The organism is Rhodococcus sp. NPDC059968, from assembly GCF_042738615.1.
Lineage (GTDB): Bacteria > Actinomycetota > Actinomycetes > Mycobacteriales > Mycobacteriaceae > Rhodococcus_F.
The window spans coordinates 150,460-171,078 of record NZ_JBHWUE010000007.1 but is presented as its reverse complement, the minus strand read 5'-3'; the positions used below and the strand labels follow the sequence as shown (position 1 = coordinate 171,078).

24 protein-coding genes are annotated in these 20,619 nt (G+C 68.1%); 18 read left to right on the top strand and 6 right to left on the bottom strand.

Features of this window, described 5'->3' with window-relative positions:
* The first annotated feature begins 39 nt into the window (after positions 1-39).
* The 5 genes from ACFWAY_RS09965 to ACFWAY_RS09945 all read left to right on the top strand — a co-directional run bounded on the left by ACFWAY_RS09965 (position 40) and on the right by ACFWAY_RS09945 (position 4,362).
* A complete protein-coding gene (locus ACFWAY_RS09965) occupies positions 40-1,605 on the top strand; it encodes a uroporphyrinogen-III synthase (RefSeq protein ID WP_378452417.1) in 1,566 nt (521 codons plus the stop codon).
* A gap of 78 nt (positions 1,606-1,683) precedes the next feature.
* Positions 1,684-2,658, top strand: coding sequence for a porphobilinogen synthase (hemB, locus tag ACFWAY_RS09960; RefSeq protein WP_378452416.1), 975 nt, complete (start codon positions 1,684-1,686; stop codon positions 2,656-2,658).
* A 28-nt stretch (positions 2,659-2,686) separates the two neighbouring features.
* Positions 2,687-3,292, top strand: a complete 606-nt coding sequence (locus ACFWAY_RS09955) for a hypothetical protein (RefSeq protein ID WP_378452415.1) — start codon at positions 2,687-2,689, stop codon at positions 3,290-3,292.
* 255 nt (positions 3,293-3,547) lie between these two features.
* Positions 3,548-4,030, top strand: a complete 483-nt coding sequence (locus ACFWAY_RS09950; RefSeq protein WP_378452414.1) for a hypothetical protein — start codon at positions 3,548-3,550, stop codon at positions 4,028-4,030.
* Positions 4,027-4,362 carry a hypothetical protein gene (locus ACFWAY_RS09945; RefSeq protein WP_378452413.1) on the top strand — a complete coding sequence of 112 codons (336 nt, stop codon included), beginning with the start codon at positions 4,027-4,029 and terminating at the stop codon, positions 4,360-4,362. Before ACFWAY_RS09950 ends, ACFWAY_RS09945 begins: the two co-directional genes overlap by 4 nt.
* On the opposite strand, the gene ACFWAY_RS09940 is transcribed toward ACFWAY_RS09945, so the two are convergent.
* Entirely contained in the window at positions 4,294-6,240 is a 1,947-nt protein-coding gene (locus ACFWAY_RS09940; RefSeq protein ID WP_378510555.1) for an acyl-CoA dehydrogenase, read from the bottom strand. The two genes, ACFWAY_RS09945 and ACFWAY_RS09940, sit on opposite strands and share 69 nt — an antisense overlap.
* Before the next feature lie 420 nt (positions 6,241-6,660).
* On the opposite strand from ACFWAY_RS09940, the gene ACFWAY_RS09935 reads away from it, so the two are divergent.
* Both ACFWAY_RS09935 and ACFWAY_RS09930 read left to right on the top strand, forming a co-directional pair.
* A complete protein-coding gene (locus ACFWAY_RS09935) occupies positions 6,661-6,843 on the top strand; it encodes a hypothetical protein (RefSeq protein WP_378452411.1) in 183 nt (60 codons plus the stop codon).
* Positions 6,844-6,871: 28 nt separating this feature from the next.
* Positions 6,872-7,207, top strand: coding sequence for a DUF3099 domain-containing protein (locus ACFWAY_RS09930; protein WP_378452410.1), 336 nt, complete (start codon positions 6,872-6,874; stop codon positions 7,205-7,207).
* 42 nt (positions 7,208-7,249) lie between these two features.
* Here the strand turns inward: ACFWAY_RS09930 and ACFWAY_RS09925 are convergent, their stop codons facing one another.
* Positions 7,250-7,753, bottom strand: a complete 504-nt coding sequence (locus ACFWAY_RS09925; RefSeq protein WP_378510554.1) for a DUF427 domain-containing protein — start codon at positions 7,751-7,753, stop codon at positions 7,250-7,252.
* Between the two features lie 82 nt (positions 7,754-7,835).
* Entirely contained in the window at positions 7,836-8,702 is an 867-nt protein-coding gene (locus ACFWAY_RS09920; RefSeq protein WP_378510553.1) for an alpha/beta fold hydrolase, read from the bottom strand.
* A 76-nt stretch (positions 8,703-8,778) separates the two neighbouring features.
* On the opposite strand from ACFWAY_RS09920, the gene ACFWAY_RS09915 reads away from it, so the two are divergent.
* Positions 8,779-9,237 carry a MarR family winged helix-turn-helix transcriptional regulator gene (locus ACFWAY_RS09915; RefSeq protein WP_378510552.1) on the top strand — a complete coding sequence of 153 codons (459 nt, stop codon included), beginning with the start codon at positions 8,779-8,781 and terminating at the stop codon, positions 9,235-9,237.
* Here ACFWAY_RS09915 and ACFWAY_RS09910 read toward each other — a convergent pair.
* The gene (locus ACFWAY_RS09910) at positions 9,197-9,712 is read right to left on the bottom strand and encodes an Lrp/AsnC family transcriptional regulator (RefSeq protein ID WP_378452406.1); all 516 of its coding nucleotides are present in this window, start codon (positions 9,710-9,712) and stop codon (positions 9,197-9,199) included. The genes ACFWAY_RS09915 and ACFWAY_RS09910 overlap by 41 nt on opposite strands.
* 115 nt (positions 9,713-9,827) lie before the next feature.
* On the opposite strand from ACFWAY_RS09910, the gene hppD reads away from it, so the two are divergent.
* From hppD to ACFWAY_RS09860, 10 genes are all read left to right on the top strand, one after another.
* Positions 9,828-11,036, top strand: coding sequence for a 4-hydroxyphenylpyruvate dioxygenase (hppD, locus tag ACFWAY_RS09905; protein WP_378452405.1), 1,209 nt, complete (start codon positions 9,828-9,830; stop codon positions 11,034-11,036).
* Positions 11,037-11,069: 33 nt separating this feature from the next.
* On the top strand, positions 11,070-11,834 hold the full coding sequence (locus tag ACFWAY_RS09900; RefSeq protein ID WP_378510551.1) for an SDR family NAD(P)-dependent oxidoreductase: 765 nt from the start codon (positions 11,070-11,072) through the stop codon (positions 11,832-11,834).
* Positions 11,831-12,343, top strand: coding sequence for a VOC family protein (locus ACFWAY_RS09895; RefSeq protein WP_378510550.1), 513 nt, complete (start codon positions 11,831-11,833; stop codon positions 12,341-12,343). Before ACFWAY_RS09900 ends, ACFWAY_RS09895 begins: the two co-directional genes overlap by 4 nt.
* A 61-nt stretch (positions 12,344-12,404) precedes the next feature.
* A complete protein-coding gene (gene hemL / locus ACFWAY_RS09890) occupies positions 12,405-13,730 on the top strand; it encodes a glutamate-1-semialdehyde 2,1-aminomutase (RefSeq protein ID WP_378510549.1) in 1,326 nt (441 codons plus the stop codon).
* Between the two features lie 79 nt (positions 13,731-13,809).
* Positions 13,810-14,469: a histidine phosphatase family protein gene (locus tag ACFWAY_RS09885; protein ID WP_378452439.1), complete on the top strand. Its 660-nt coding sequence runs from the start codon at positions 13,810-13,812 to the stop codon at positions 14,467-14,469.
* Positions 14,466-15,065 (top strand): TlpA disulfide reductase family protein, encoded by a 600-nt coding sequence (locus ACFWAY_RS09880; RefSeq protein ID WP_378452401.1) that lies wholly within the window; start codon positions 14,466-14,468, stop codon positions 15,063-15,065. Before ACFWAY_RS09885 ends, ACFWAY_RS09880 begins: the two co-directional genes overlap by 4 nt.
* Positions 15,062-15,892, top strand: a complete 831-nt coding sequence (locus ACFWAY_RS09875) for a cytochrome c biogenesis CcdA family protein (protein ID WP_378452400.1) — start codon at positions 15,062-15,064, stop codon at positions 15,890-15,892. Before ACFWAY_RS09880 ends, ACFWAY_RS09875 begins: the two co-directional genes overlap by 4 nt.
* A complete protein-coding gene (locus ACFWAY_RS09870; RefSeq protein ID WP_378510548.1) occupies positions 15,889-17,553 on the top strand; it encodes a cytochrome c biogenesis protein ResB in 1,665 nt (554 codons plus the stop codon). Before ACFWAY_RS09875 ends, ACFWAY_RS09870 begins: the two co-directional genes overlap by 4 nt.
* Positions 17,550-18,527, top strand: a complete 978-nt coding sequence (gene ccsB / locus ACFWAY_RS09865; RefSeq protein WP_378452398.1) for a c-type cytochrome biogenesis protein CcsB — start codon at positions 17,550-17,552, stop codon at positions 18,525-18,527. The genes ACFWAY_RS09870 and ccsB overlap by 4 nt, the downstream gene beginning before the upstream one ends.
* A 94-nt stretch (positions 18,528-18,621) precedes the next feature.
* Positions 18,622-19,908 carry a MinD/ParA family protein gene (locus tag ACFWAY_RS09860; RefSeq protein ID WP_378510547.1) on the top strand — a complete coding sequence of 429 codons (1,287 nt, stop codon included), beginning with the start codon at positions 18,622-18,624 and terminating at the stop codon, positions 19,906-19,908.
* 47 nt (positions 19,909-19,955) lie between these two features.
* Here ACFWAY_RS09860 and ACFWAY_RS09855 read toward each other — a convergent pair whose 3' ends face one another.
* On the bottom strand, positions 19,956-20,159 hold the full coding sequence (locus tag ACFWAY_RS09855) for a hypothetical protein (RefSeq protein ID WP_005252018.1): 204 nt from the start codon (positions 20,157-20,159) through the stop codon (positions 19,956-19,958).
* Positions 20,160-20,368: 209 nt separating this feature from the next.
* Complete coding sequence (locus ACFWAY_RS09850; protein WP_005252019.1) at positions 20,369-20,596, bottom strand: BldC family transcriptional regulator; 228 nt, start codon at positions 20,594-20,596, stop codon at positions 20,369-20,371.
* Positions 20,597-20,619 lie beyond the last annotated feature (23 nt).

Below are 20,619 nucleotides of genomic sequence, written 5' to 3'. Positions count from 1 at the left end.
GTACCCATCTCGACACATGATCGCACTGGAGAATTACCGATGAGCCGAGTCCGTAAGAACACCCCCGGACGAATCCTGTTCGTGGGATCCGGACCGGGCGATCCGGCACTGCTCACCGTGCACGCACGGGATGTCCTTGCCGCAGCGACCCTCGCCTTCACCGACCCCGACGTCGACAGGGGCGTCACGGTCCTGGTGGGCACCGACCTGGGCGTCGACGCCGAGACCGGTGAGCCGCTCGCCGAGGTCCGTCCCGCACTGGGTGAGCCGGCGGAGGTCGCGAAGACCCTCGTCCACGAGGCGAAGAACGGCCACGACGTCGTGCGTCTGGTGTCCGGCGACCCGCTGACCACCGACTCCGTGATCGCCGAGGTTACCGCCGTCGCCCGCACCCAGGTGCAGTTCGAGGTCCTGCCGGGCCTGCCGTCCGCGTCCGCCGTCCCCTCCTACGCCGGCATGGCACTGGGGTCGGGACACACCGAGGCCGACGTCCGCGGCGAGGTCGACTGGGCTGCCCTGGCCGCTGCACCCGGACCGCTGGTCCTGCACGCCACGTCGGGTCACCTGGCCGAGACGGCGAGCGCCCTCGTCGAGCACGGCCTGGCTCCGCAGACCCCGGCGGCCATCACGGTCCGCGGCACCACCCGGCAGCAGCGCACCGTCGAGGCCACCCTCGCGACGCTGAACGAGGCCGGTTCCGAACTGGTCGGTTCGCTGGTCGTGACGGTCGGCAAGGTCGTCGCCCAGCGCAACAAGATGTCCTGGTGGGAGTCGCGCGCACTGTACGGCTGGAAGGTCCTGGTGCCGCGCACCAAGGATCAGGCAGGCGAAATGAGCGACCGCCTCGTCACGCACGGTGCCATCCCGATCGAGGTGCCCACCATCGCCGTCGAGCCGCCCCGCAGCCCGGCGCAGATGGAACGGTCCGTGAAGGGTCTCGTCGACGGCCGCTACCAGTGGGTGGTCTTCACGTCCACCAACGCGGTGCGTGCGGTGTGGGAGAAGTTCGAGGAGTTCGGGCTCGACGCCCGCGCGTTCTCCGGCGTCAAGATCGCCTGCATCGGTGAGGCCACGGCCGCCAAGGTCCGCTCGTTCGGAATCAACCCCGAACTCGTGCCCTCCGGTGAGCAGTCGAGCGAAGGCCTGCTGGCCGAATTCGCGCCCTACGACGACGTGTTCGACCCGGTCAACCGGGTTCTGCTGCCCCGCGCCGACATCGCCACCGAGACGCTGGCCGAGGGCCTGCGCGAACGTGGCTGGGAAATCGACGACGTCACCGCGTACCGCACCGTCCGGGCTGCGCCGCCGCCGGCCGAGACCCGCGAGATGATCAAGACCGGTGGGTTCGACGCCGTCTGCTTCACCTCGTCGTCGACCGTCCGCAACCTCGTCGGCATCGCCGGAAAGCCGCACGCGCGCACCCTCGTTGCCTGCATCGGTCCCAAGACCGCCGAGACGGCCATCGAGTTCGGCCTGCGCGTGGACGTGCAGCCGGAGTCTGCTCAGGTCGGCCCGCTGGTCGAGGCTCTCGCCGAGCACGCCGCGCGCCTGCGTGCCGAGGGCGCACTACCCCCGCCGCGCAAGAAGTCCCGCGCCCGGCGATAGGCGCTGCGCGCCTGTGCGCCTTTTTGGTTGCTCCAACTACCAAAAAGGCGCACGGGCCCGACGAAGGAGGGCACGTCCTTGTTCCCGACCCACCGACCGCGACGGCTTCGCCGGACACCGGCCCTGCGTCGTCTCGTCGCCGAGACTTCGCTCGAGCCACGGCATCTCGTGTTGCCGATGTTCGTCGCGGACGGTATCGACGAGTCTCGTGAGATCTCGTCGATGCCCGGCGTCTTCCAGCACACACCCGACTCGCTGCGGCGGGCGGCGACGGAAGCGGTCGAGGCGGGTCTCGGCGGACTCATGCTCTTCGGGGTGCCGCGTCCCGACGACAAGGACGCCGAGGGGTCCGGCGCGTCCGATCCGGACGGCATCCTGAACCGCGGATTGCGCTGGCTCGCAGACGAAGTCGGCGATGCGACGGTGATCATGGCGGACACCTGCCTGGACGAGTTCACCGACCACGGTCACTGCGGTGTCCTCGACGCGAGCGGTGCGGTCGACAACGACCTCACGCTGCAGCGGTACGTCGACATGGCGGTCGCGCAGGCCGAGGCCGGCGCGCATCTGCTCGGTCCGAGCGGAATGATGGACGGCCAGGTCGCCGCCATCCGGAAGGCACTCGACGACGCGGGCTACACCGATGTCGGTCAGCTCGCGTACTCGGCGAAGTACGCGTCGGCGTTCTACGGTCCGTTCCGCGAGGCTGTCGGTTCGTCGTTGCAGGGTGATCGCCGCACGTACCAACAGGATTCGGCCAATCGCCGGGAGTCTCTGCGTGAGGTGGACCTCGACATCGACGAGGGCGCCGACATGGTGATGGTGAAGCCGGCGATGTCCTACCTTGACGTCCTGCGCGAGACGGCGGACCGCTCGCCCGTCCCGGTTGCGGCGTATCAGATCTCGGGTGAGTATTCGATGATCACGGCCGCCGCGCAGAACGGCTGGATCGACCGCGACGCCGCGATCCTCGAATCGCTCACCAGTATCCGCCGTGCAGGCGCGGACGTCGTGCTGACGTACTGGGCGACCGAAGCGGCCGGCTGGTTGTGATCGTCTCGTCGGCGGATACGGTAGTGCCATGACCCAGCAGTGGCCACCGACACCGCCGCACCAGGCTCCGCATCAGCAGAGCCCGTCGCCGCACGATTTCCCGTACCCCCCGCCGGTGCCGCAGCCGAAGCCCGAACGTCCGGCACCGGTCGACGTGGGCACCGCAGCCCAGTTGCTGTGGGCGGTGGCCGGGCTCGGTCTGCTCCAGGCATTGGCCGCGATGGTTCTGGTGGTGGGGGAGAAGTCGACGTTCGTCGACGAACTGATGAACAACCCCAGCGTCACATCCGGCGAGGTCGACATGAGCCGCGACAGCGTGGAGACGCTGTTCTACGTAGGTATCGGGCTGACGGTCGTGCTCATCCTGATCCTCACCGGGCTCTTTCTCCTGTTCGTGCACTTCATGCGCAAGGGCCGGAACTGGGCCCGGATGCTGCTCACCATCGCGTGCGTGATGATGGTGGTGTGGACCGTCCCGGTGCTCTTCGGCATCGGATCCGACGGTAGCGGCACCGCGCTCGCTCTCGGCGGCGTGCAGATCCTCCAGGCCGTGGTGGCCGTCGGCGCCGTCGTGCTGATGCACCGCAAGGATTCCAACAGCTACTTTCTGAGGTTGCCCCCCTCCGGCGAGTAGCTTCGATTTGCTCGTGAAACATAAAGATGTACCGTGAAGTACGTCACAAGGGCAGACCGCAGACTTCATTTCGACCGAAGGACTTTTCTCCATGCGCGCTGACGATCGAGCACACGGGTCTCGCAAGGAAGCACTGATGTTCGCGATCATCGTGGCGTTCGTGCTGCTGACTCTGTTGCTCGTCGTGATCCCGGGCGCCCTCTCCTGACGTGCCTCACGTTTTCCTCGCGGGCCACGATGTCGCAGGATGAGCGTGTGAGCGAACCAGCCGTCCTGTTCAGTGAGCCCGGCGCCCGCTGGCGGCTGGTGGCGTTCGGTCCGGTGTTCTGCCTGATCGCCTTGATCATCGAACTGCTGACCGGCCCGGTCGTGCACTGGTTCGCGCTGCCGCTGTTCGCGGTGCTGCTCAGCGGGTTCGTCTACGTGCAGGTGGTGGCGGCCCGCAGACACGCCAGCGTCGAACTCACGACGTCGTCGTTGCGGCAGGGCACCGAAGATCTGCCGATCGCCGAGATCCTGAAGATCATGCCACCCGCCGACCCCGAGGCGTACGTACAGCAGCCGTGGGAGACGGCCCGGAGTCTGGGCGAACTGTCCGCGGTTCCCCGGCGACGCACCGGAATCGGACTCCGACTGCGGGGCGGCGCCCTGGTGCAGGCGTGGGCGAAGGACGACGAGGGACTCCGCGCGCAGCTCGAGTCGTTGCTCGCGAAGTCGGCGGGCGGGTCGGCGGAATGAACCGCGGGACCGTCGTGGCGGCAGCGGAGTGGATCGGCGCCATGGTCGGCGTCGTCGCCGCCGTGTGGTGCTGGAACCATGCCCAGGTCACATCTGAGTTCGGGCCCGTGGCGCCGGGTGCACCCTCCTTCGCGGGAACCGCGTATTCGGGGTCGTGGATCGCCGTCGCCGCCGGACTGGTGACAGTCGCCGGGTTGCTGGTGATCGACTCGGTGCGCCGGTTGCGGTCCGGCCCGGCGGGCGAACCCGCCGAGCCGCCGTCGTCACCGGAAGATCTGGGTCTTGCGGACGGTGTCGGTCCCGGGACCGTCGAGCATCGCGGAGCCGAGTAGCGCTTCGGGAACCCCGAGTCCCTCGATCAAGGTCTGCGCGTGCGGCCGCAGCGACCGGCATCGTTCGTTGATTCCCCGCTGCACCGCCTTCGACCGCTCCACCGACAGCTGCCGGTGCTCCATGAACCAGGCCTTGTCTTCCTCGATCACGCTCAGCGCGTAGAGGTCGCAGACATCGCTCAGCAGTTCGCGGGCCTCGTCGTCCTCGCATTCGTCGATGCCGGCGACGAACGCCTCGAGCACGACCCGGTCGATGTGGGCCTGCGCGGCGTGCAGCACGTGATCCTGCACGAAATTGAAGGCGTCGAACGGGTTCTCCTCACGCTTCTGCGCGCCCTGGAGGCGACGGGCGGCGGTCGAGAGCAGGTACTGCTCGCGGTCCTCGAACATCGTCAGCTGGGTGCCGCGGTTGAAGAGGCTGCCGTCCTCCTCGTTGTCCTGCCTCGTGTCGAGGATCGTCTGGATGATCTGCTGCGCGGCGGTCCGCTTCTTGACGACGTCGGAGACCGTGGTGGCCGCGAAGCGCATCCATTCGACGGGGCTCATGCCGCGTACCTCGTCCGCGTAGGACGTGAGCAGTTCCTTGGCCACCAGCTGCGTCAGGACGTGGTTGTCGCCCTCGAATGTCGTGAACACATCGGTGTCCGCCTTGAGCGCCGTGAGACGGTTCTCGGCCATGTACCCGGCGCCGCCACACGCTTCACGGGCCTCCTGGATCGCGCGGGTGGCGTGCCAGGTGTTCGCAACCTTGAGCCCGGCGGCGCGGCCCTCGAGCTCACGCTGTTCCTGGGGGTCGGCGTCGGCACTGCTCTGGATCTCGTGCATCTTGGCGACGAGCTCGTTCTGGGCGAACTGCAGAGCGTAGGAGTGTGCGATCAACGGGAACAGCCTGCGCTGGTGGACGAGGTAGTCCATGAGCAGCACCTCGTCCTCGTCCTGCGGTGCATTGAACTGCCTGCGCTGCAATGCATATCGGGTCGCGATCGACAATGCGACGCGGGCGGCGGCGCCGGCCGACCCGCCCACCGTGACGCGTCCCCGCACGAGAGTGCCCACCATCGTGAAGAATCGGCGGTTCGCGTTGTCGATCGGCGAGGTGTACGTGCCGTCGGGTTCCACGTCGGCGTACTTGTTGAGAAGGTTCTCCCGCGGAATTCTCACCTGGTCGAACGTGATTCGGCCGTTGTCGACGCCGGGAAGCCCGCCCTTGTACCCGCAGTCCGACGTGTGCACGCCGGGGAGGTCGTTGCCGTCCTCGTCACGGATCGGCACCACGAAGCAGTGCACACCCTGCGACTCGCCGCCCGTGATCAACTGCGCGAACACGGCTGCCATCGTCGCGTGCTGCGCCGCCCCGCCGATGTAGTCCTTGCGCGAGGACGGCGTGGGGGAGTGGATGACGAATTCGCCGGCGTCCGCGTCGTACGTGGCGGTGGTTTCGAGTGCCTGCACGTCGCTGCCGTGACCCGTCTCGGTCATCGCGAAACAACCCAGCAGATCCAGGTCGACGAGACGCTTCACGTACGCCTCGTGATGGCGCGCGGTGCCGAGATTCTCGATCGCGCCGCCGAACAGTCCCCACTGCACGCCTGCCTTGACCATCAGGGACAGGTCGGACATCGCGAGCATCTCGATGCTCGTCACTGCGGCGCCGGCGTCACCGGTGCCGCCGTGGTCTTTCGCGAATCCGTCGGCGGCATAGCCGTTGCTCGCGAGCAGACGCAACTGCGCCAGCGTCTTGGTGCGAGCCTCGTCGAGGTCGGGGGTGTAGTGCGGCGCGAAGTCGGGGGAGCCGGACAATTCCGCCCTGACGCGCTCGCGTACCTCCCGCCAGCGTCCGTCGAGTGTGCTTCTCAGGTGGTCAGCTGTGGTGGCCATGACTCGACAGTAGCCGTCGCCGTGAGGCGCGCGATGTCGGTCGAGGAACAGGTCGGGCGATCAGGGCACAGCGAAGGTGCCGAAGCCCGGGAGCAAGGACTGTGGGTATTCGGCCGGCGCCGTCGTGCTGACGACGATTCGTCCGGCGCCGGTGATCACAGCGACCTCGGGGCGAGGCGAGTCGGTCGAGCCGACGGGAATCGTGGCCGCGCCACTCGCTCCGGTGTACCGCCGAGAAGCATTCTTGCTCTACGCATCTGCGGTCACCTCCCTCCGGCCGACCGGAACATCGGACGTGCGAGATCTGTCGGCAGATTGCGACAAGTGTTGTCGGTACAGCCGTGTACTGTGCTCGTATGCGCAGCAGCCCGCACCAAGGCTAGCCCCGGTCCGGGGCCGCCCCGATTCAGGAGAAACCTGATGCGTGCTGCTGTCTGCAATGCCCTGTTCGCCGTGTTCGACCACCAGATCTGCTGTGGCCGGATCCCGGAATGGACCGCCCATGTCGGCCAGGAGTGGGACACCTACGATGTCGCACCCTTCAATCTGTACAACGTGATCTGGCGGATCCAGCACTGGATTCGCAGCGGCATCCGCGACTGACCGGGTCGGTATCGGGTACTCCCGTGCGGTGAGCTTTTCCCACGCACTACGGTCCGCCGTCACAGGTGCAGGCACTTGGTGGGCCTCCGCGCCGAGTGGCACCGCACGCCACCCGATCAGCATCACCACGGCGTCGGTGTCACTCGAGGAACAGCATCGGCGACGGGTGCGGAAATACGTGATCGTGGCGTCCGGCAGGACTCTCGCGTTCCTGCTGTCGGCGGTGGTCTACGGAGTCACCGGCAACCCGTGGGCGGCTGTGGCGATCATCGGTGTGTCGCTTCCGCTGCCGTGGTTCGTCGGCCTGATCGTCCACGATCTACCGCCGTGGCAGAACGAAGAGCCCCGCAGTGGTGGTGGGTGAGCCGCACGATCGGGGCGATCATTGGAAGCGCGGTCGCGTCGATCACCAGAAGAGAGTGCCGGGCCCGCCCTTGAACGGGCCGACCACCCGATCGGTGATCCACCCGCCGTAGAAACCCCCGGTCTGTGGCCGCACCCGCTCGCCCTCGACGAAACATCCGTCCATCGGTCCCGGCATCACCGCCACGTACCCGACGAGGGATTCGTACCCGGCAACCGGTCGGGGATAGTGCCACGCCGCACGCGCGGCGACGTGTCCGCCCGCGACGACGTCGAAATAGTCGGCCCGCCCCTTCCACTCGCACACGGTGCTCCAGGCAATCGGACGCAGGACCCCCTCGGCGAAGCACCTGCGCGGCAGGTAGTACGTCGGCGGGTGGCTCGTCTCGAGCAGTCGCAGCGGGTTGCGTGTGCGTGCGACGAGTTGCCCGCCGAACCACACCTCCACCAGTTCGTCGCTCCCTCGGACCGCGGGAGGGCGCGGGTAGTCCCACACCGATTCCTGCCCCGGACCGACGGGGTCCGGCACGGGGTGGCCGCTCGTCACGGAAGGTCCGCCGACGTTGTCAGAACGGCAATCCCATGAACAGTCCGCCCACGACTACCTCCCGCAGTGCGTTCGATCATGTTCAGCGGACCCTCTCGGTTCCGTCGGTGATCGTGGCGAGGTATCCCACCGGGTCGTGCCAGAAGGCGGTGAACAGGTCGGCGAGTACGGCAGGGTCGGCGATCAGGGGTGTGATGTGGCCGGCGCCGTCCACCGTGGTGGCCGCGGCGTGCGGCATTGTCGCCGCGGCGGCCCGTGCCCGCTCGATGGAGATCATCGTGTCTGCGCGGGGGACGACCATCAGCGTCGGCGCTACGATCCGGGGGATGAGAGGGTCAAGCCCCTTGCGGTGCAGCATGATCGACTGCATCGCCTCGTGCATGCCCCGTCGCGGAGCCTGCCGGAAGGTGCGTGAGACGGCTAGGAACTGTTGCTGGTGAGTTCGTGAAAGCTCCTTGCCGAGAAGGACGTTCATCACCGCGGTTGTGAGCGGTGGAATCGGCCCGGCGATGCGGTAGGCCCACACCATCGGCACGATCCTGGCGCGCTCCCGGCGGGTGAGGGCTTCGATCGGTGTTCCGATGGTGACCACGGTGCGGCACCGGTCGGGAGTGTGGGCGGCCGCGACGAGTCCGACGTGTCCACCCCAGGCGTTGCCCACCCAGTCGACGGGCTCGGTGACGTCGAGTGCGTCGAGGACGGCGATGGCCGCCGCCGCACACTCCTCCATCGTGAACCGCCGCTGCACGGCGGTACTCGCTCCATGGCCGGGTCCGTCGATCGATATCAACTGCCGGTGCGCGACCAGATGGCTGCGCAGGGGCGCCCAGGTCGTCGAGTCGACGAACAGGCTGTGCCACAGCACGGTCGGCGGTCCGCTGCCGGTGACGTGGACGGCGAGGTTCCCGACGCTCGTCGGGATGGTCCGGGTGATCGATTGTGTGTCCATGGGATGCCCCGGGTGCGTGATGTCGAGTATTGCTTCGGAAACCAAAACTTCGGTAACCGTAGTATTCTCCTGTGTCATGGAGCCGTCAAGAGGTTTGCCGTCCGATCGGCCGGCGGTAGGACAGCTGCTGGTTCGTTTGCTTCACGAGTTCCGCCGGGAGTTGAGCGAGCCCATGGCAGAGCGCGGTTACGGCGACATCCGCCCGCCGCATCTGCAGATCTTCGGCAACATCGGCTGGGACGGGCGGCGGTTGACGGAGATCGCCTCACGCGCCGAATTGAGCCTGTCCGCCGCATCCGAACTGATCAACGATCTCGAGGACCTCGGGTATGTCGAGCGGGTTCCGGACACGCGGGACCGGCGGGCGAAACTGGTCGTCCCGACCGCGCGGGGACGGCAGGCGCTGCAGGACGCCGCGGTGCGGGTCGCCGAGATCGAGCACCACTGGGGCGGCATCGTCGGCCACGACCGGTTCGACGACGCCTGCTACCTGCTCAGTTCACTGCTGGACGAGCTGAGTCCCGAGGGCCGTTGACAGTTGGCGGCGGGACCGCGGCGCGGACGAGTTGCTCGTGACGCAGGGCGATCTGGGTCTGCGTCGCGATGACCGTCGACGAGCGAAGGACGTTGTGCCCGTCGACGATCGAGTTGATCACCCGCTGCAGGTCGGCGTGGGTGCGCGCCACCACGCGGACCAGGACGTCGCCGGCTCCGGTGATCGTGTGTGCCTCGAGTACTTCGGGGATAGCGGTGAGGTGCTCGACGACCGCGGAGTGCCCGTTGCCCTGGGCTATCTCGAGGGTGGCGAACGCGACCACCGGAAACCCCAGAGCCTCCGCGTCGAGGGTCGGTGCCGAACTGGCGATCACGCCGGTGCGTTCGAGTCGATCGAGCCGGGCCTGAACGGTGCCGCGCGCCACCCCCAGGCGTCTCGACGCCTCGAGCACCCCGACCTTCGGCTCGGCATGCAGCAGGTCGAGCAGTGCGGCGTCGAGCTGATCGATACTCATGGCGTCCCTGGTCAATATGTAGGGTCGATCCGTATTTGTATCCAGCATTCTGTACAGATTGAACAGCGTCAAGAAGCACCGTTGCGCAGTGATGTGTGCTGGATCACAGTGAGGTATGACTACCGCCGACATTCGCCTGACGCCCCGCGAGGTGGCCGCACACCTGGAGACCGACGAGCTCCGGCAGTTGGTCGGGCTCGTCGAACACGACGACGCGTCGGACCCGTTTCCCGTGGTCGCGATGGATGCCGTGGTCTTCGTGTGCGGCAACGCGACGCAGAGCGTGCAGTACTTCGTCTCCACGTGGGGCATGACCCTCGTCGCCTACGCCGGGCCGGAAACCGGTCAGCGCTCGCACAAGTCGTTCGTCCTCGAGTCCGGTTCGGCACGGTTCGTGCTGCACGGCGCCGTGGATCCGAAGAGCCCGCTCGCGGACCATCACCGGGCCCACGGCGACGGCGTGGTGGACCTGGCGATGGAAGTTCTCGACGTCGACCGCTGCATCGCGCACGCACGCTCGCAGGGGGCCACCATTCTCGAGGAGCCGCGCGACGCCACCGATCAGTTCGGCACCGTGCGGCTCGCGGCGATCGCCACGTATGGCAGCACCCGGCACACCATCGTCGACCGCAGCCGGTACGACGGCCCCTACCTACCCGGATTTGTTCCGCGCACCAGCGGTTTCGCGGCGCGACCGGGTAAACCCACGCGGTTGTTCCAGGCGCTCGACCACGCCGTCGGCAATGTCGAGATGGGCCGGATGGATCACTGGGTCCGGTTCTACAACCGGGTCATGGGGTTCACGAACATGGCCGAATTCGTCGGCGACGACATCGCCACGGAGTACTCGGCACTCATGTCGAAGGTCGTGGCGAACGGCAACCACCGGGTGAAGTTCCCGCTCAACGAACCCGCGGTGGGCAAGAAGAAGTCGCAGATCGACGAATATCTCGAGTTCTACGGTGAGCCGGGCTGCCAGCATCTGGCCCTCGCGACCGGAGACATCCTCGCGACGGTGGACGCGCTGCGGGCCGAGGGCGTCGAGTTCCTGAACACACCCGATGCGTATTACGAGGACCCCCAGTTGCGTGCCCGGATCGGGAAGGTGCGGGTGCCGGTGGAGGAACTGCAGAAGCGCGGAATCCTCGTCGACCGCGACGAGGACGGATACCTCCTGCAGATCTTCACCAAACCGCTCGGCGACCGGCCGACCGTGTTCTTCGAGCTGATCGAACGGCACGGTTCGCTCGGGTTCGGGGCGGGCAACTTCCAGGCACTGTTCGAATCCATCGAGCGCGAGCAGGCGGCGCGGGGCAATCTGTGAACCTCCGATCGGCACGCAGTGCATCATCGACTGATGGATGACACGGATCGGGGAACGTTCGCAGGGAAAGTCGCTCTCGTCACCGGGGCCTCCTCGGGGCTCGGGCGGGCCGTCGCCCGGCTCCTCACCGACCGCGGGGCGCGCGTCTTCGGGGTCGCGCGGGACGGGGATGCGCTGCGGCAGAACATGATCGAGATCGCCGGACCGGAGGCCGCGGGGCACTGTGCGCCCGCGGACGTGGCGTCGCCGGAAGCATGCGGCGCGGCCGTGGCAGCCTGCGTCTCCGGGCTCGGCGGGCTCGACGTCCTGATCAACGTCGCCGGTTCGCACACCCTCCGGCACACCGCGGACGTCACGGACGAAGACTGGGCACGCGATCTCGCCGTGAACCTGAACGGGCCGTTCTACCTGTCGCGGGCAGCGCTGCCGCATCTGCTCGAACGCGGAGGCAACATCGTCAACGTCGCGTCCGTCGCCGGACTGGAGGGGCAGGCGTACTCGGCCGGCTACTGCGCCGCCAAGCACGGACTGGTGGGTCTCACCCGCGCGATGGCACTCGAGTTCACCGGCACGCCGCTGCGGATCAACGCCGTCTGCCCGGGCGGGATGATGACGCCCCAGGTCACCAATTTCGCGTTCCCCGACGGTGTCGATTTCGAGCTCGTCATGAAGTCGGCCTCCCCGAGAGGGCTGATGGAACCCGAGGACGTGGCGAAGACGGTGGCCTTCCTCGCATCCGGCGACGCGTCCGCCATTCACGGAGCCGTGTACTCGGTGGACAACGGGAAAATGGCATGAGCCTCGTCGAAGGCCCGATCTTCCAGATCTGCTGGGTCGTCGACGACATCGAGTCGGCGGAGCGGTACTTCACGGAACAGTTGGGCGTCGCGCGATGGTTGCGGCTCCCGGACGTGCACTTCGGCCCCGAGCACTGCGCATACCGCGGGCGGCCCGCCGACTACGTGGTCCACGTGTCGCTCGGATACGCCGGCGGACAGCAGCTCGAGCTGATCCAGCCGGTGTCGGGACGCAACCTCTATACAGAACAGCTGGAGACCAGCGGTCCCGGCGTCCATCACGTGGCCTGGGTTCCCGAAGACTTCGAGGCCACCCTCGGCGAAGCCGGGCGCCGGGGACTGCCAGTGGTGCAGCGGGGCCGGTTCGAGGGCGTCGGGATGGAGTTCGCCTACCTCGAGGGCGGCCCACTCGGCGGCTACGTGGAACTGATGAAACTGTCCGAGGAGATGCGGGCGATGTTCGCCTCGCTCGTCCCGGAATCATCCGGCACGACGGATCGGGCAGAGTGATCCTGGCCACCCACTACACCCTGTCGTTGGCAAATTCGACAGAACTGGGACACTGGAGGCCGTGACTGTTTCCTCCGGTGACCCCGACGTGCACGCATCCCGCTCCGCTCAGCTCTTCGAGAGGGCTGATCTGGTCATCCCCGGCGGCGTCAACTCCCCGGTGCGGGCCTTCCACTCGGTCGGCGGCACCCCGCGGTTCATCAAGGAAGCGTCCGGCTACACCCTCACCGACGTCGACGGCAACGACTACGTCGACCTCATCTGTTCCTGGGGACCGATGATCCTCGGGCACGCGCACCCCGCCGTCGTCCAGGCTGTCCAGAAGGCGGCCGCCACCGGACTGTCGTTCGGGGCGCCCACCGAGGGCGAGATCGAACTGGCCGAGGAGATCGTCGGCCGTGTCGCGCCGGTGGAGAAGGTGCGCCTGGTCAACTCCGGCACCGAAGCCACCATGAGCGCAGTCCGCCTCGCCCGCGGATTCACCGGCCGAACCAAGATCCTCAAGTTCTCCGGCTGCTACCACGGACACGTCGACGCGCTGCTGGCCGACGCCGGCTCGGGGCTCGCCACGTTCGGCCTCCCGACGTCGCCCGGCGTGACGGGTGCGCAAGCCGAGGACACCATCGTCGTTCCCTACAACGATCTCGACGCCGTCGCCCAGGCCTTCGCCGCGAACGAGGGCCGGATCGCGTGCGTCATCACCGAGGCCGCCGCCGGCAACATGGGCGCAGTGGCGCCGCAGCCCGGATTCAACGAGGGCCTGCGGAAGCTGACCACCGACAACGGCGCGCTGCTCATCATGGACGAGGTGATGACCGGATTCCGCGTCAGCTCCGCCGGCTGGTTCGGACTCGACGGCGTCGCCGGTGACCTGTACACGTTCGGCAAGGTGATGAGCGGTGGTCTGCCCGCCGCCGCATTCGGTGGCCGCGCCGACGTCATGGCGCATCTCGCCCCGGCCGGACCCGTCTACCAGGCGGGCACCCTGTCCGGGAACCCCGTCGCCGTCGCCGCCGGGCTCGCCAGCCTGCGGGCCGCGGACCAGGGCGTGTACGACGCACTCGAGCGCAACAGTGCCACCCTGCGGACCCTGCTGTCCGACGCGCTGACCGCCGAGAGCGTGCCGCACCGGGTGCAGACCGCAGGCACGATGCTCAGCGTGTTCTTCAGCGAGGACCCGGTGACCAATTACGCCGAGGCCAAGGCCGCTCAGACCTGGCGTTTCCCGGCTTTCTTTCACGGGCTGCTCTCGCGCGGGGTGTATCCGCCGCCGAGCGCGTTCGAGGCGTGGTTCGTCTCCGCCGCCATGGACGACAGAGCCTTCTCGATCATCGCCGACGCCCTGCCGCACGCCGCGAAGGCCGCCGCCGCGGCCGTCCAGCCCTGACGTGACGTCCCCCCTCGCGGCCGGCACCCCGGCCGCCGACACCCACCCGCCCTCCCGTCCCGACCCGAGGAACCGCAACGTGACCGAAGCCGATCATCCCGACCACACACAGACCCGCACCATCGTGCACGTGCTCCGGCACGGCGAGGTGCACAACCCGCGCGGAATCCTCTACGGCAGGCTCCCCGGGTTCCGGCTGTCGGTGACGGGTGAGGCGCAGGCCCGCGCGGTGGCGTCGGTACTGGCCAAGCACGACATCACGCACGTAGTGTCCTCACCGCTGCAGCGGGCGCAGGAGACGGCGGTTCCGATCGCCGACGCGCACGGCGTCGACATCGCGACCGACGAGAACCTCATCGAGGCGGGCAACGAATTCGAGGGCCTCAAGGTGTCCGTCGGCGACGGCGCGCTGTCCCGTCCCCGGCACTGGTGGAAACTGCGCGACCCGTTCACACCGTCGTGGGGCGAGCCGTACCTGCAGATCGCGCACCGCATGCTGGCCGCCGTCAACAGCGCCCGCGTGTCGGCGGTGGGCCACGAGGCCGTCGTCGTCAGCCACCAGCTCCCCGTCTGGACCCTCCGCCGGTTCCTGCAGGGGGAGCGGCTGTGGCACGACCCTCGGCACCGTCAGTGCGGTCTCGCGTCGCTGACGTCCCTCGTCTACGAGGGCGACACCCTCATCGACATCGTGTACTCGGAGCCCGCGGGCGCGTCGGATCCGAGGGTGACCGGGGCATGAGTCGGGGGCGCTTCGCCGGGCTTCTCGCGGTGATCTGTACGGCCGCGGTGTCGCTGTCGGCGTGTGCGTCCGGCGACGACGCCGTGGCCCAGGGCGGCACGTTCGACTTCGTGTCGCCGGGCGGGCAGACGGAGATCTTCTACGACCCGCCTGCCGACCGCGGCACCATCGGCACGGTGTCCGGACCCGATCTGATGACCGACGGGAAGACCACCTCGCTCGACGATTTCGAGGGGCAGGTCGTGGTCCTCAACGTGTGGGGGCAGTGGTGCGGCCCGTGCCGGGGTGAGGCGAACGACCTCGAGCAGGTGTACGAGGAGACCAAGGATCAGGGAGTGTCGTTCCTCGGGATCAACGTGCGGGACAACCAGCAGGACAAGGCGCAGGACTTCGTGATCGACAACAAGGTGTCGTACCCGTCGATCTACGACCCCGCCATGCGGACGATGATCGCGCTGGGGCAGAACTACCCCACGAGCGTCATCCCCACCACGATCGTGCTCGACCGGGAACACCGCGTGGCCGCCGTGTTCCTGAAGGAACTGCTCGCCGAGGACCTGAAGCCGGTGGTCGAACGGGTGGCGCAGGAATCGTGAGCACTAGCACTACCCTTCTCGCCGGCGGCGTCGGCGACGCCTTCCAGTCCACCGCGGCATCCGGGCCGCTGCTGCTCGCGCTCGGCGCGTGCGTCCTCGCCGGCCTGGTGTCGTTCGCGTCACCGTGCGTCGTGCCCCTCGTTCCCGGATACCTGTCCTACCTCGCGGGTGTGGTCGGCGCCGACTCCCCGGCCGTCACCGCGGAGGAGGCGGCCACCCGCACGAAGACGGTCGCCGACGGACGGCTGCGGGTCGCGGGCGCCGCAGCCCTGTTCGTCGCCGGTTTCACCGTGGTGTTCGTGCTGGCCACCGCGTCCGTGTTCGGCGCCATCTCGGCGCTCGCGATCAACCGCGACATCCTGATGCGGGTCGGCGGGGTGGTCACCATCGCTATGGGCCTGGTGTTCATCGGCCTGATCCCGGCCCTGCAGCGCGACACGAGGCTCGAGCCGCGCCGCATCTCCAGCCTGGCCGGGGCCCCGCTGCTCGGTGCCGTGTTCGCGCTGGGCTGGACCCCGTGCCTCGGCCCCACCCTGGCGGGTGTCATCTCCCTGGCCGCAGGCACCGACGGTGCCACTGCCGCCCGCGGAGTGGCCCTCATCGTCGCGTACTGCCTCGGCCTCGGGTTGCCGTTCGTGATCCTGGCGCTCGGCTCGTCCCGCGCGCTGCGCGGTGTCGGCTGGCTGCGCCGCAACGCGCGCGCCATTCAAATCTTCGGCGGAATCATGCTGGTGGCCGTGGGCATCGCCCTCGTCACCGGCGCGTGGGACCAGTTCGTCGGCTGGGTTCGCGACGCCTTTATCTCGGAAGTGACCCTCCCTATATGAGCGACACCCAGACTCCCGAGGCCCCGGAAGCCGCACCCGTGCCCCGTCAATCGCTCCCGGGCCGCGCGTTCGCGGTCGTCCGCAACACCTGGCGTGGCCTCACATCCATGCGCACTGCGCTGGTGCTGCTGTTCCTGCTGGCCCTCGCGGCCATCCCCGGCGCCCTGCTCCCGCAGCGCAGCCTCAACGCGGGCAAGGTCGACGAGTACATCTCGAACCGGCCGACCCTCGGTCCGTGGATGGACAAACTCGAGCTGTTCGACGTGTTCGGCAGCTTCTGGTTCACCGCGATCTACGTCCTGCTCTTCATCTCGCTCGTCGGCTGCATCCTGCCGCGCTGCGTCGACCACGCCAAGGCGCTGCGCACCCGTCCGGTGCCTGCCCCGCGGAATCTCGCGCGACTTCCGCACCACCACGAGGACCGGGTCGACGAGACACCGGAGGAACTCGCCACCCGCATCCGCACTCACCTGAAGGGGTGGCGGGTCGAGACCCGCGAGGGCGGGGAGCGCGCCGCACACGACGGCGAGATCACCATCTCCGCGGAGAAGGGCTACTTCCGCGAGCTCGGCAACCTCGTCTTCCACCTGTCGCTCGTGGCGTTGCTCGTCGCGATTGCCGTCGGCAAGCTGTTCGGCTACGAGGGCAACGTCATCGTGGTCGCCAACAACGGTCCCGGCTTCTGCACCACGTCGCCCGCGGTCTTCGATTCCTTCAAGGCCGGCAACACGCAGGACGGCACGGGTATGACGCCGCTGTGCGTCAAGGTCAAGGACTTCGCGGCCGACTACCTCGACAGCGGTCAGGCCGAGATGTTCACGTCCAACATCGCCTACCAGGCCGGCGACGACCTCGAGACGAACACGTGGCGGGACGGCCAGTTGCAGGTCAACCACCCGCTCCGCGTCGAGGGTGACCGCGTCTATCTGCAGGGGCACGGGTACGCGCCGACGTTCACCGTCACGTTCCCGAACGGGGAAACCCGCACCGAGACGCTGCAGTGGCGTCCGGACGACGCGACGACGTTCCTCAGCAGCGGTGCGATGCGGTTCGACCCGCCCGGCGGCATGTACACCGACACCGACGAGCGCCGGAAGAACCAGATCGCGATCGAGGGACTGTTCGCCCCGACCGCGCTGTTCCACGGCAATCTGCTGGCGTCGAGCTACCCGGCGATGAACGACCCGGCCGTCGCCATCGACATCTACAAGGGCGACACCGGTCTCGATACGGGCAACCCGCAGTCGCTGTTCTCGCTGAACACCGAATTGATCAACCAGGGCCGGCTCGTGAAGCAGGACCGGGTGAATCTGAAACCGGGGGAGAGTTCGACGCTGGCCGACGGCACCCAGGTGCGGTTCGACGGTGCCGTGGACTTCGTGAACCTGCAGGTGTCGCACGACCCGGCGCAGCAGTGGGTGCTGGTGTCGGCGCTGACGATGATGGCCGGACTGCTCGTCTCGCTGCTGGTCAAGCGCCGCCGCGTGTGGGCCCGCATCTACCCCGCGGACGCTTCCGATCTTGACCCACGACGTACTGTAGTAGAGCTTGGTGGACTCGCCCGGACCGATCAGGCCGGCTGGGGCGACGAGTTCGGCCGACTCTGCACCCGTCTGCTCACGGACGACACGAAGCCTGACGCGCAGGAGAGCCAACGATGACGACCAACGAGACACTGGCGCAGTACAGCGACTGGGCCTTCCGATCAGCCTTCACCGTGCTGGTGCTGGCACTCGTGCTGCTCATCGTGCAGTACGCGTCCACCCGGGCGCAGGCCGTGCAGGATCGGGAACTCGTGTCGGCAGGCTCCGGCGCTCGCCCGGCCGAAGCGCCCTCGGTTCCCGGCCGACTGGTCGAGCAGCCGAAGAAGCCCATGTCCGAGCGCTTCGGCGGCATGGGCGCGGCCGTGCTCGTCGTCGGCACGGTGCTGATCTTCGCGTCGATCGTGCTGCGCGGATTCGCCACCGAGCGATTCCCGCTCGGCAACATGTACGAGTTCGTGACCATGGCCTGCGCGGCCGCACTCGTCGTCGGTCTCGCTCTCCTGTCGAAGCCGGCGTACCGGTCGATGTGGGTGTTCCTGCTCGTCCCCGTCCTGATCCTGATGTTTCTCGCCGCCACCGTGCTGTACGCGGACGCGGCGCCCGTGGTGCCCGCGCTGCGGTCGTACTGGCTGCCCATCCACGTCACCATCGTGAGCGTCGGTTCCGGCGTGTTCCTGGTGTCGGGCATCGCGAGCCTGCTGTTCCTGCTGCGCATGCGGTACCCGCGCGGCGAGGAGGGAACGGGCGTGTTCGCGCGGATAGCGGAGCGACTGCCCGACGCGCAGACCCTGGACCGGCTGGCGTACAAGACCACCATCATCGGGTTCCCGCTGTTCGGCGCGGGAGTCATCCTCGGCGCCATCTGGGCCGAGGCCGCCTGGGGCCGATTCTGGGGCTGGGACCCCAAGGAGACGGTGTCGTTCATCGCCTGGGTGATCTACGCCGCCTACCTCCACGCCCGCGCGACGTCGGGATGGCGCGACACCAAGGCCGCATGGATCAACGTGGCGGGCTTCGTCGCGATGCTGTTCAACCTGTTCATCATCAACATGGTGGTGTCGGGATTGCACTCGTACGCGGGCCTCAACTGACGGTAGTCACCGACTGATATCCTTCCGCCGCGACGTCTCCGACCGGTGTGATCCGGTGGGGACGATGGAGACTTCACGAGGGGGATGTTCAGCCATGTCCGAAAACAACGCCGGCATGTGGGAGCCGGTACGGCCTGCATCGAATCCGCCCGGGGACGACCACGCATCGGCCGCCGCATGGAACGCCGCGCGGCAGGCCCCGTACGTTCAGCCGCAGGGTCCCAACCCGTTCGCGCAGCCCGGTGTCCAGGCCCCCTCCGCCGCACCCGCCCCGCAGCAGGCCCCCGCCCCGCAGCAGGCTTCCGGGCAGGGAACGTTCACGCCGCCGCAGCAGGCGCCGCCCGTGCAGCACGCACCCCAGCCGCAACCCGGCGCGTTCGCGCCCCAGCAACCCGCCGGTCGCCCGCACGACACGACTGCCGATCAGCAGTACGCGGTGTCGGCGCGCGACCTGTCGACGTCGCTGCTCCTCAAGCAGGTCAAGCCGGCCCCCACCACGGGGTGGCGCAAGGCGCTGTACCAACTGTCCGGCCGCTACGTCAACGTCGGCAACAGCCCGAAAGAACAGCGTCGGATCGAGCTGACCAAGCAGGTCAACCATCCGCTGCAGGGTTGCTACAAGATCGCGCTGCTGAGCCTCAAAGGCGGTGTGGGCAAGACCACCACCACCGCGACCCTCGGCTCCACGTTCGCGTCGCTGCGCGGCGACCGCGTCATCGCCGTCGACGCCAACCCCGACCGGGGCACGCTCAGTCAGAAGATTCCCCTCGAGACCCCGGCCACGGTGCGCAACCTGCTGCGCGACGAGCAGAGCATCGAAAAATACAGCGACGTCCGCAGTTACACGTCGCAAAGCAGGCACCGGCTCGAGGTGCTCGCGTCCGACAGCGACCCGGCGGTCTCGGAGGCGTTCAGCGCGGACGACTACTCGCGGACCGTCACGATGCTCGAGAAGTTCTACAGCATCGTCCTCACCGACTGCGGCACCGGACTGATGCATTCCGCCATGCAGACCATCCTCGAAGAGGCCGACGCGCTCGTGGTGGTCAGCTCGGGCTCCGTCGACGGCGCCCGCAGCGCCTCCGCGACACTCGACTGGCTCGACGCCCACGGATACCGCGAACTGGTGTCCCGGTCGGTGGCCGTCGTCAACGCGGTGCGCCCGCGGTCGGGCAAGGTGGACCTGCCGAAGGTCGTCGAGCATTTCGAGCAGCGGTGCCGGCTGGTTCGGCTGATTCCGTTCGATCCGCACCTCGAAGAGGGCGCCGAGATCGAACTCGAGCGGCTGCGTCCCAAGACGCGCAACGCTCTTCTCGAACTGGCCGCCGCGGTGGCGTCGGACTTCCCGGCGTCCAGTTTCGCGCTACAGGATCGTCGCTGAGGCAACGACACCGAGGGTGCCGGATCGACCGGCACCCCGGCTTCGGCTCACCCGGCAGGGTCCGCCGGACCGGCGTCGGGTTCGTCGGACTTCTTCCGACGGGTCTCCCGATCGACCTTCCACAGGAAATCCGGATCGTCGTCGGGTCCCTGCACCCGGTTGCTGAGCACGGGCCTCGTGTTCGGACCGAACGCCTTCCAGAGCAGGACCGCCACTGTCACGAGCCCGATGAGTGCCAACAGATAGATCACCGCGCACCTCCTTACACCGCTCGAGGGTAGCCGGTATCCCTGAGCGTAGCCGCGTCGGCGGCAGAGGGCACCCACCCGGCCGCAAGGCGTCCGGGCAGTGCGGTCGCGGTCAGAGCCCTACGGTCGGCCCGCCTCCGAATCTACGGTCGGCCCGCCTCCGAATCTACGGTCGGCCCGCCTCCGAATCTACGGTCGGCCCGCCTCCGAATCTACGGTCGGCCCGCCTCCGTCGTCAGGGAGCGGAGCAACTGCATGACCTCGGCCTCGCGGAAGCGGCGATGCCCGCCGGGGGTGCGCAGCGATCCGAGCCGGCCCGCGTGCGCCCATCGCGTCACGGTCTTCGGGTCGACATGGAACAGGGCAGCCACCTGGCCCGGGGTCATGAGGGCTTCGTTGGATCCGCTGAATCCGGGTCCGTTGTAGGTGGGTGCGCTCATCGACGGTCCTCCACTGCTTTCGA

What these genes read in the sequence shown, in the direction of transcription:
- ACFWAY_RS09895 (WP_378510550.1), top strand. Translation starts at nt 11,831, where the DNA reads ATGAGCCTCGTCGAAGGCCCGATCTTCCAGATCTGCTGGGTCGTCGAC.
- ACFWAY_RS09880 (WP_378452401.1), top strand. Translation starts at nt 14,466, where the DNA reads ATGAGTCGGGGGCGCTTCGCCGGGCTTCTCGCGGTGATCTGTACGGCC.
- ACFWAY_RS09920 (WP_378510553.1), bottom strand. Translation starts at nt 8,702, where the DNA reads ATGGACACACAATCGATCACCCGGACCATCCCGACGAGCGTCGGGAAC.
- hppD (WP_378452405.1), top strand. Translation starts at nt 9,828, where the DNA reads ATGACTACCGCCGACATTCGCCTGACGCCCCGCGAGGTGGCCGCACAC.
- ACFWAY_RS09935 (WP_378452411.1), top strand. Translation starts at nt 6,661, where the DNA reads ATGCGTGCTGCTGTCTGCAATGCCCTGTTCGCCGTGTTCGACCACCAG.
- ccsB (WP_378452398.1), top strand. Translation starts at nt 17,550, where the DNA reads ATGACGACCAACGAGACACTGGCGCAGTACAGCGACTGGGCCTTCCGA.
- ACFWAY_RS09860 (WP_378510547.1), top strand. Translation starts at nt 18,622, where the DNA reads ATGTCCGAAAACAACGCCGGCATGTGGGAGCCGGTACGGCCTGCATCG.
- ACFWAY_RS09915 (WP_378510552.1), top strand. Translation starts at nt 8,779, where the DNA reads ATGGAGCCGTCAAGAGGTTTGCCGTCCGATCGGCCGGCGGTAGGACAG.
- ACFWAY_RS09850 (WP_005252019.1), bottom strand. Translation starts at nt 20,596, where the DNA reads ATGAGCGCACCCACCTACAACGGACCCGGATTCAGCGGATCCAACGAA.
- ACFWAY_RS09945 (WP_378452413.1), top strand. Translation starts at nt 4,027, where the DNA reads ATGAACCGCGGGACCGTCGTGGCGGCAGCGGAGTGGATCGGCGCCATG.
- ACFWAY_RS09870 (WP_378510548.1), top strand. Translation starts at nt 15,889, where the DNA reads ATGAGCGACACCCAGACTCCCGAGGCCCCGGAAGCCGCACCCGTGCCC.
- ACFWAY_RS09955 (WP_378452415.1), top strand. Translation starts at nt 2,687, where the DNA reads ATGACCCAGCAGTGGCCACCGACACCGCCGCACCAGGCTCCGCATCAG.
- ACFWAY_RS09940 (WP_378510555.1), bottom strand. Translation starts at nt 6,240, where the DNA reads ATGGCCACCACAGCTGACCACCTGAGAAGCACACTCGACGGACGCTGG.
- ACFWAY_RS09900 (WP_378510551.1), top strand. Translation starts at nt 11,070, where the DNA reads ATGGATGACACGGATCGGGGAACGTTCGCAGGGAAAGTCGCTCTCGTC.
- ACFWAY_RS09965 (WP_378452417.1), top strand. Translation starts at nt 40, where the DNA reads ATGAGCCGAGTCCGTAAGAACACCCCCGGACGAATCCTGTTCGTGGGA.
- ACFWAY_RS09910 (WP_378452406.1), bottom strand. Translation starts at nt 9,712, where the DNA reads ATGAGTATCGATCAGCTCGACGCCGCACTGCTCGACCTGCTGCATGCC.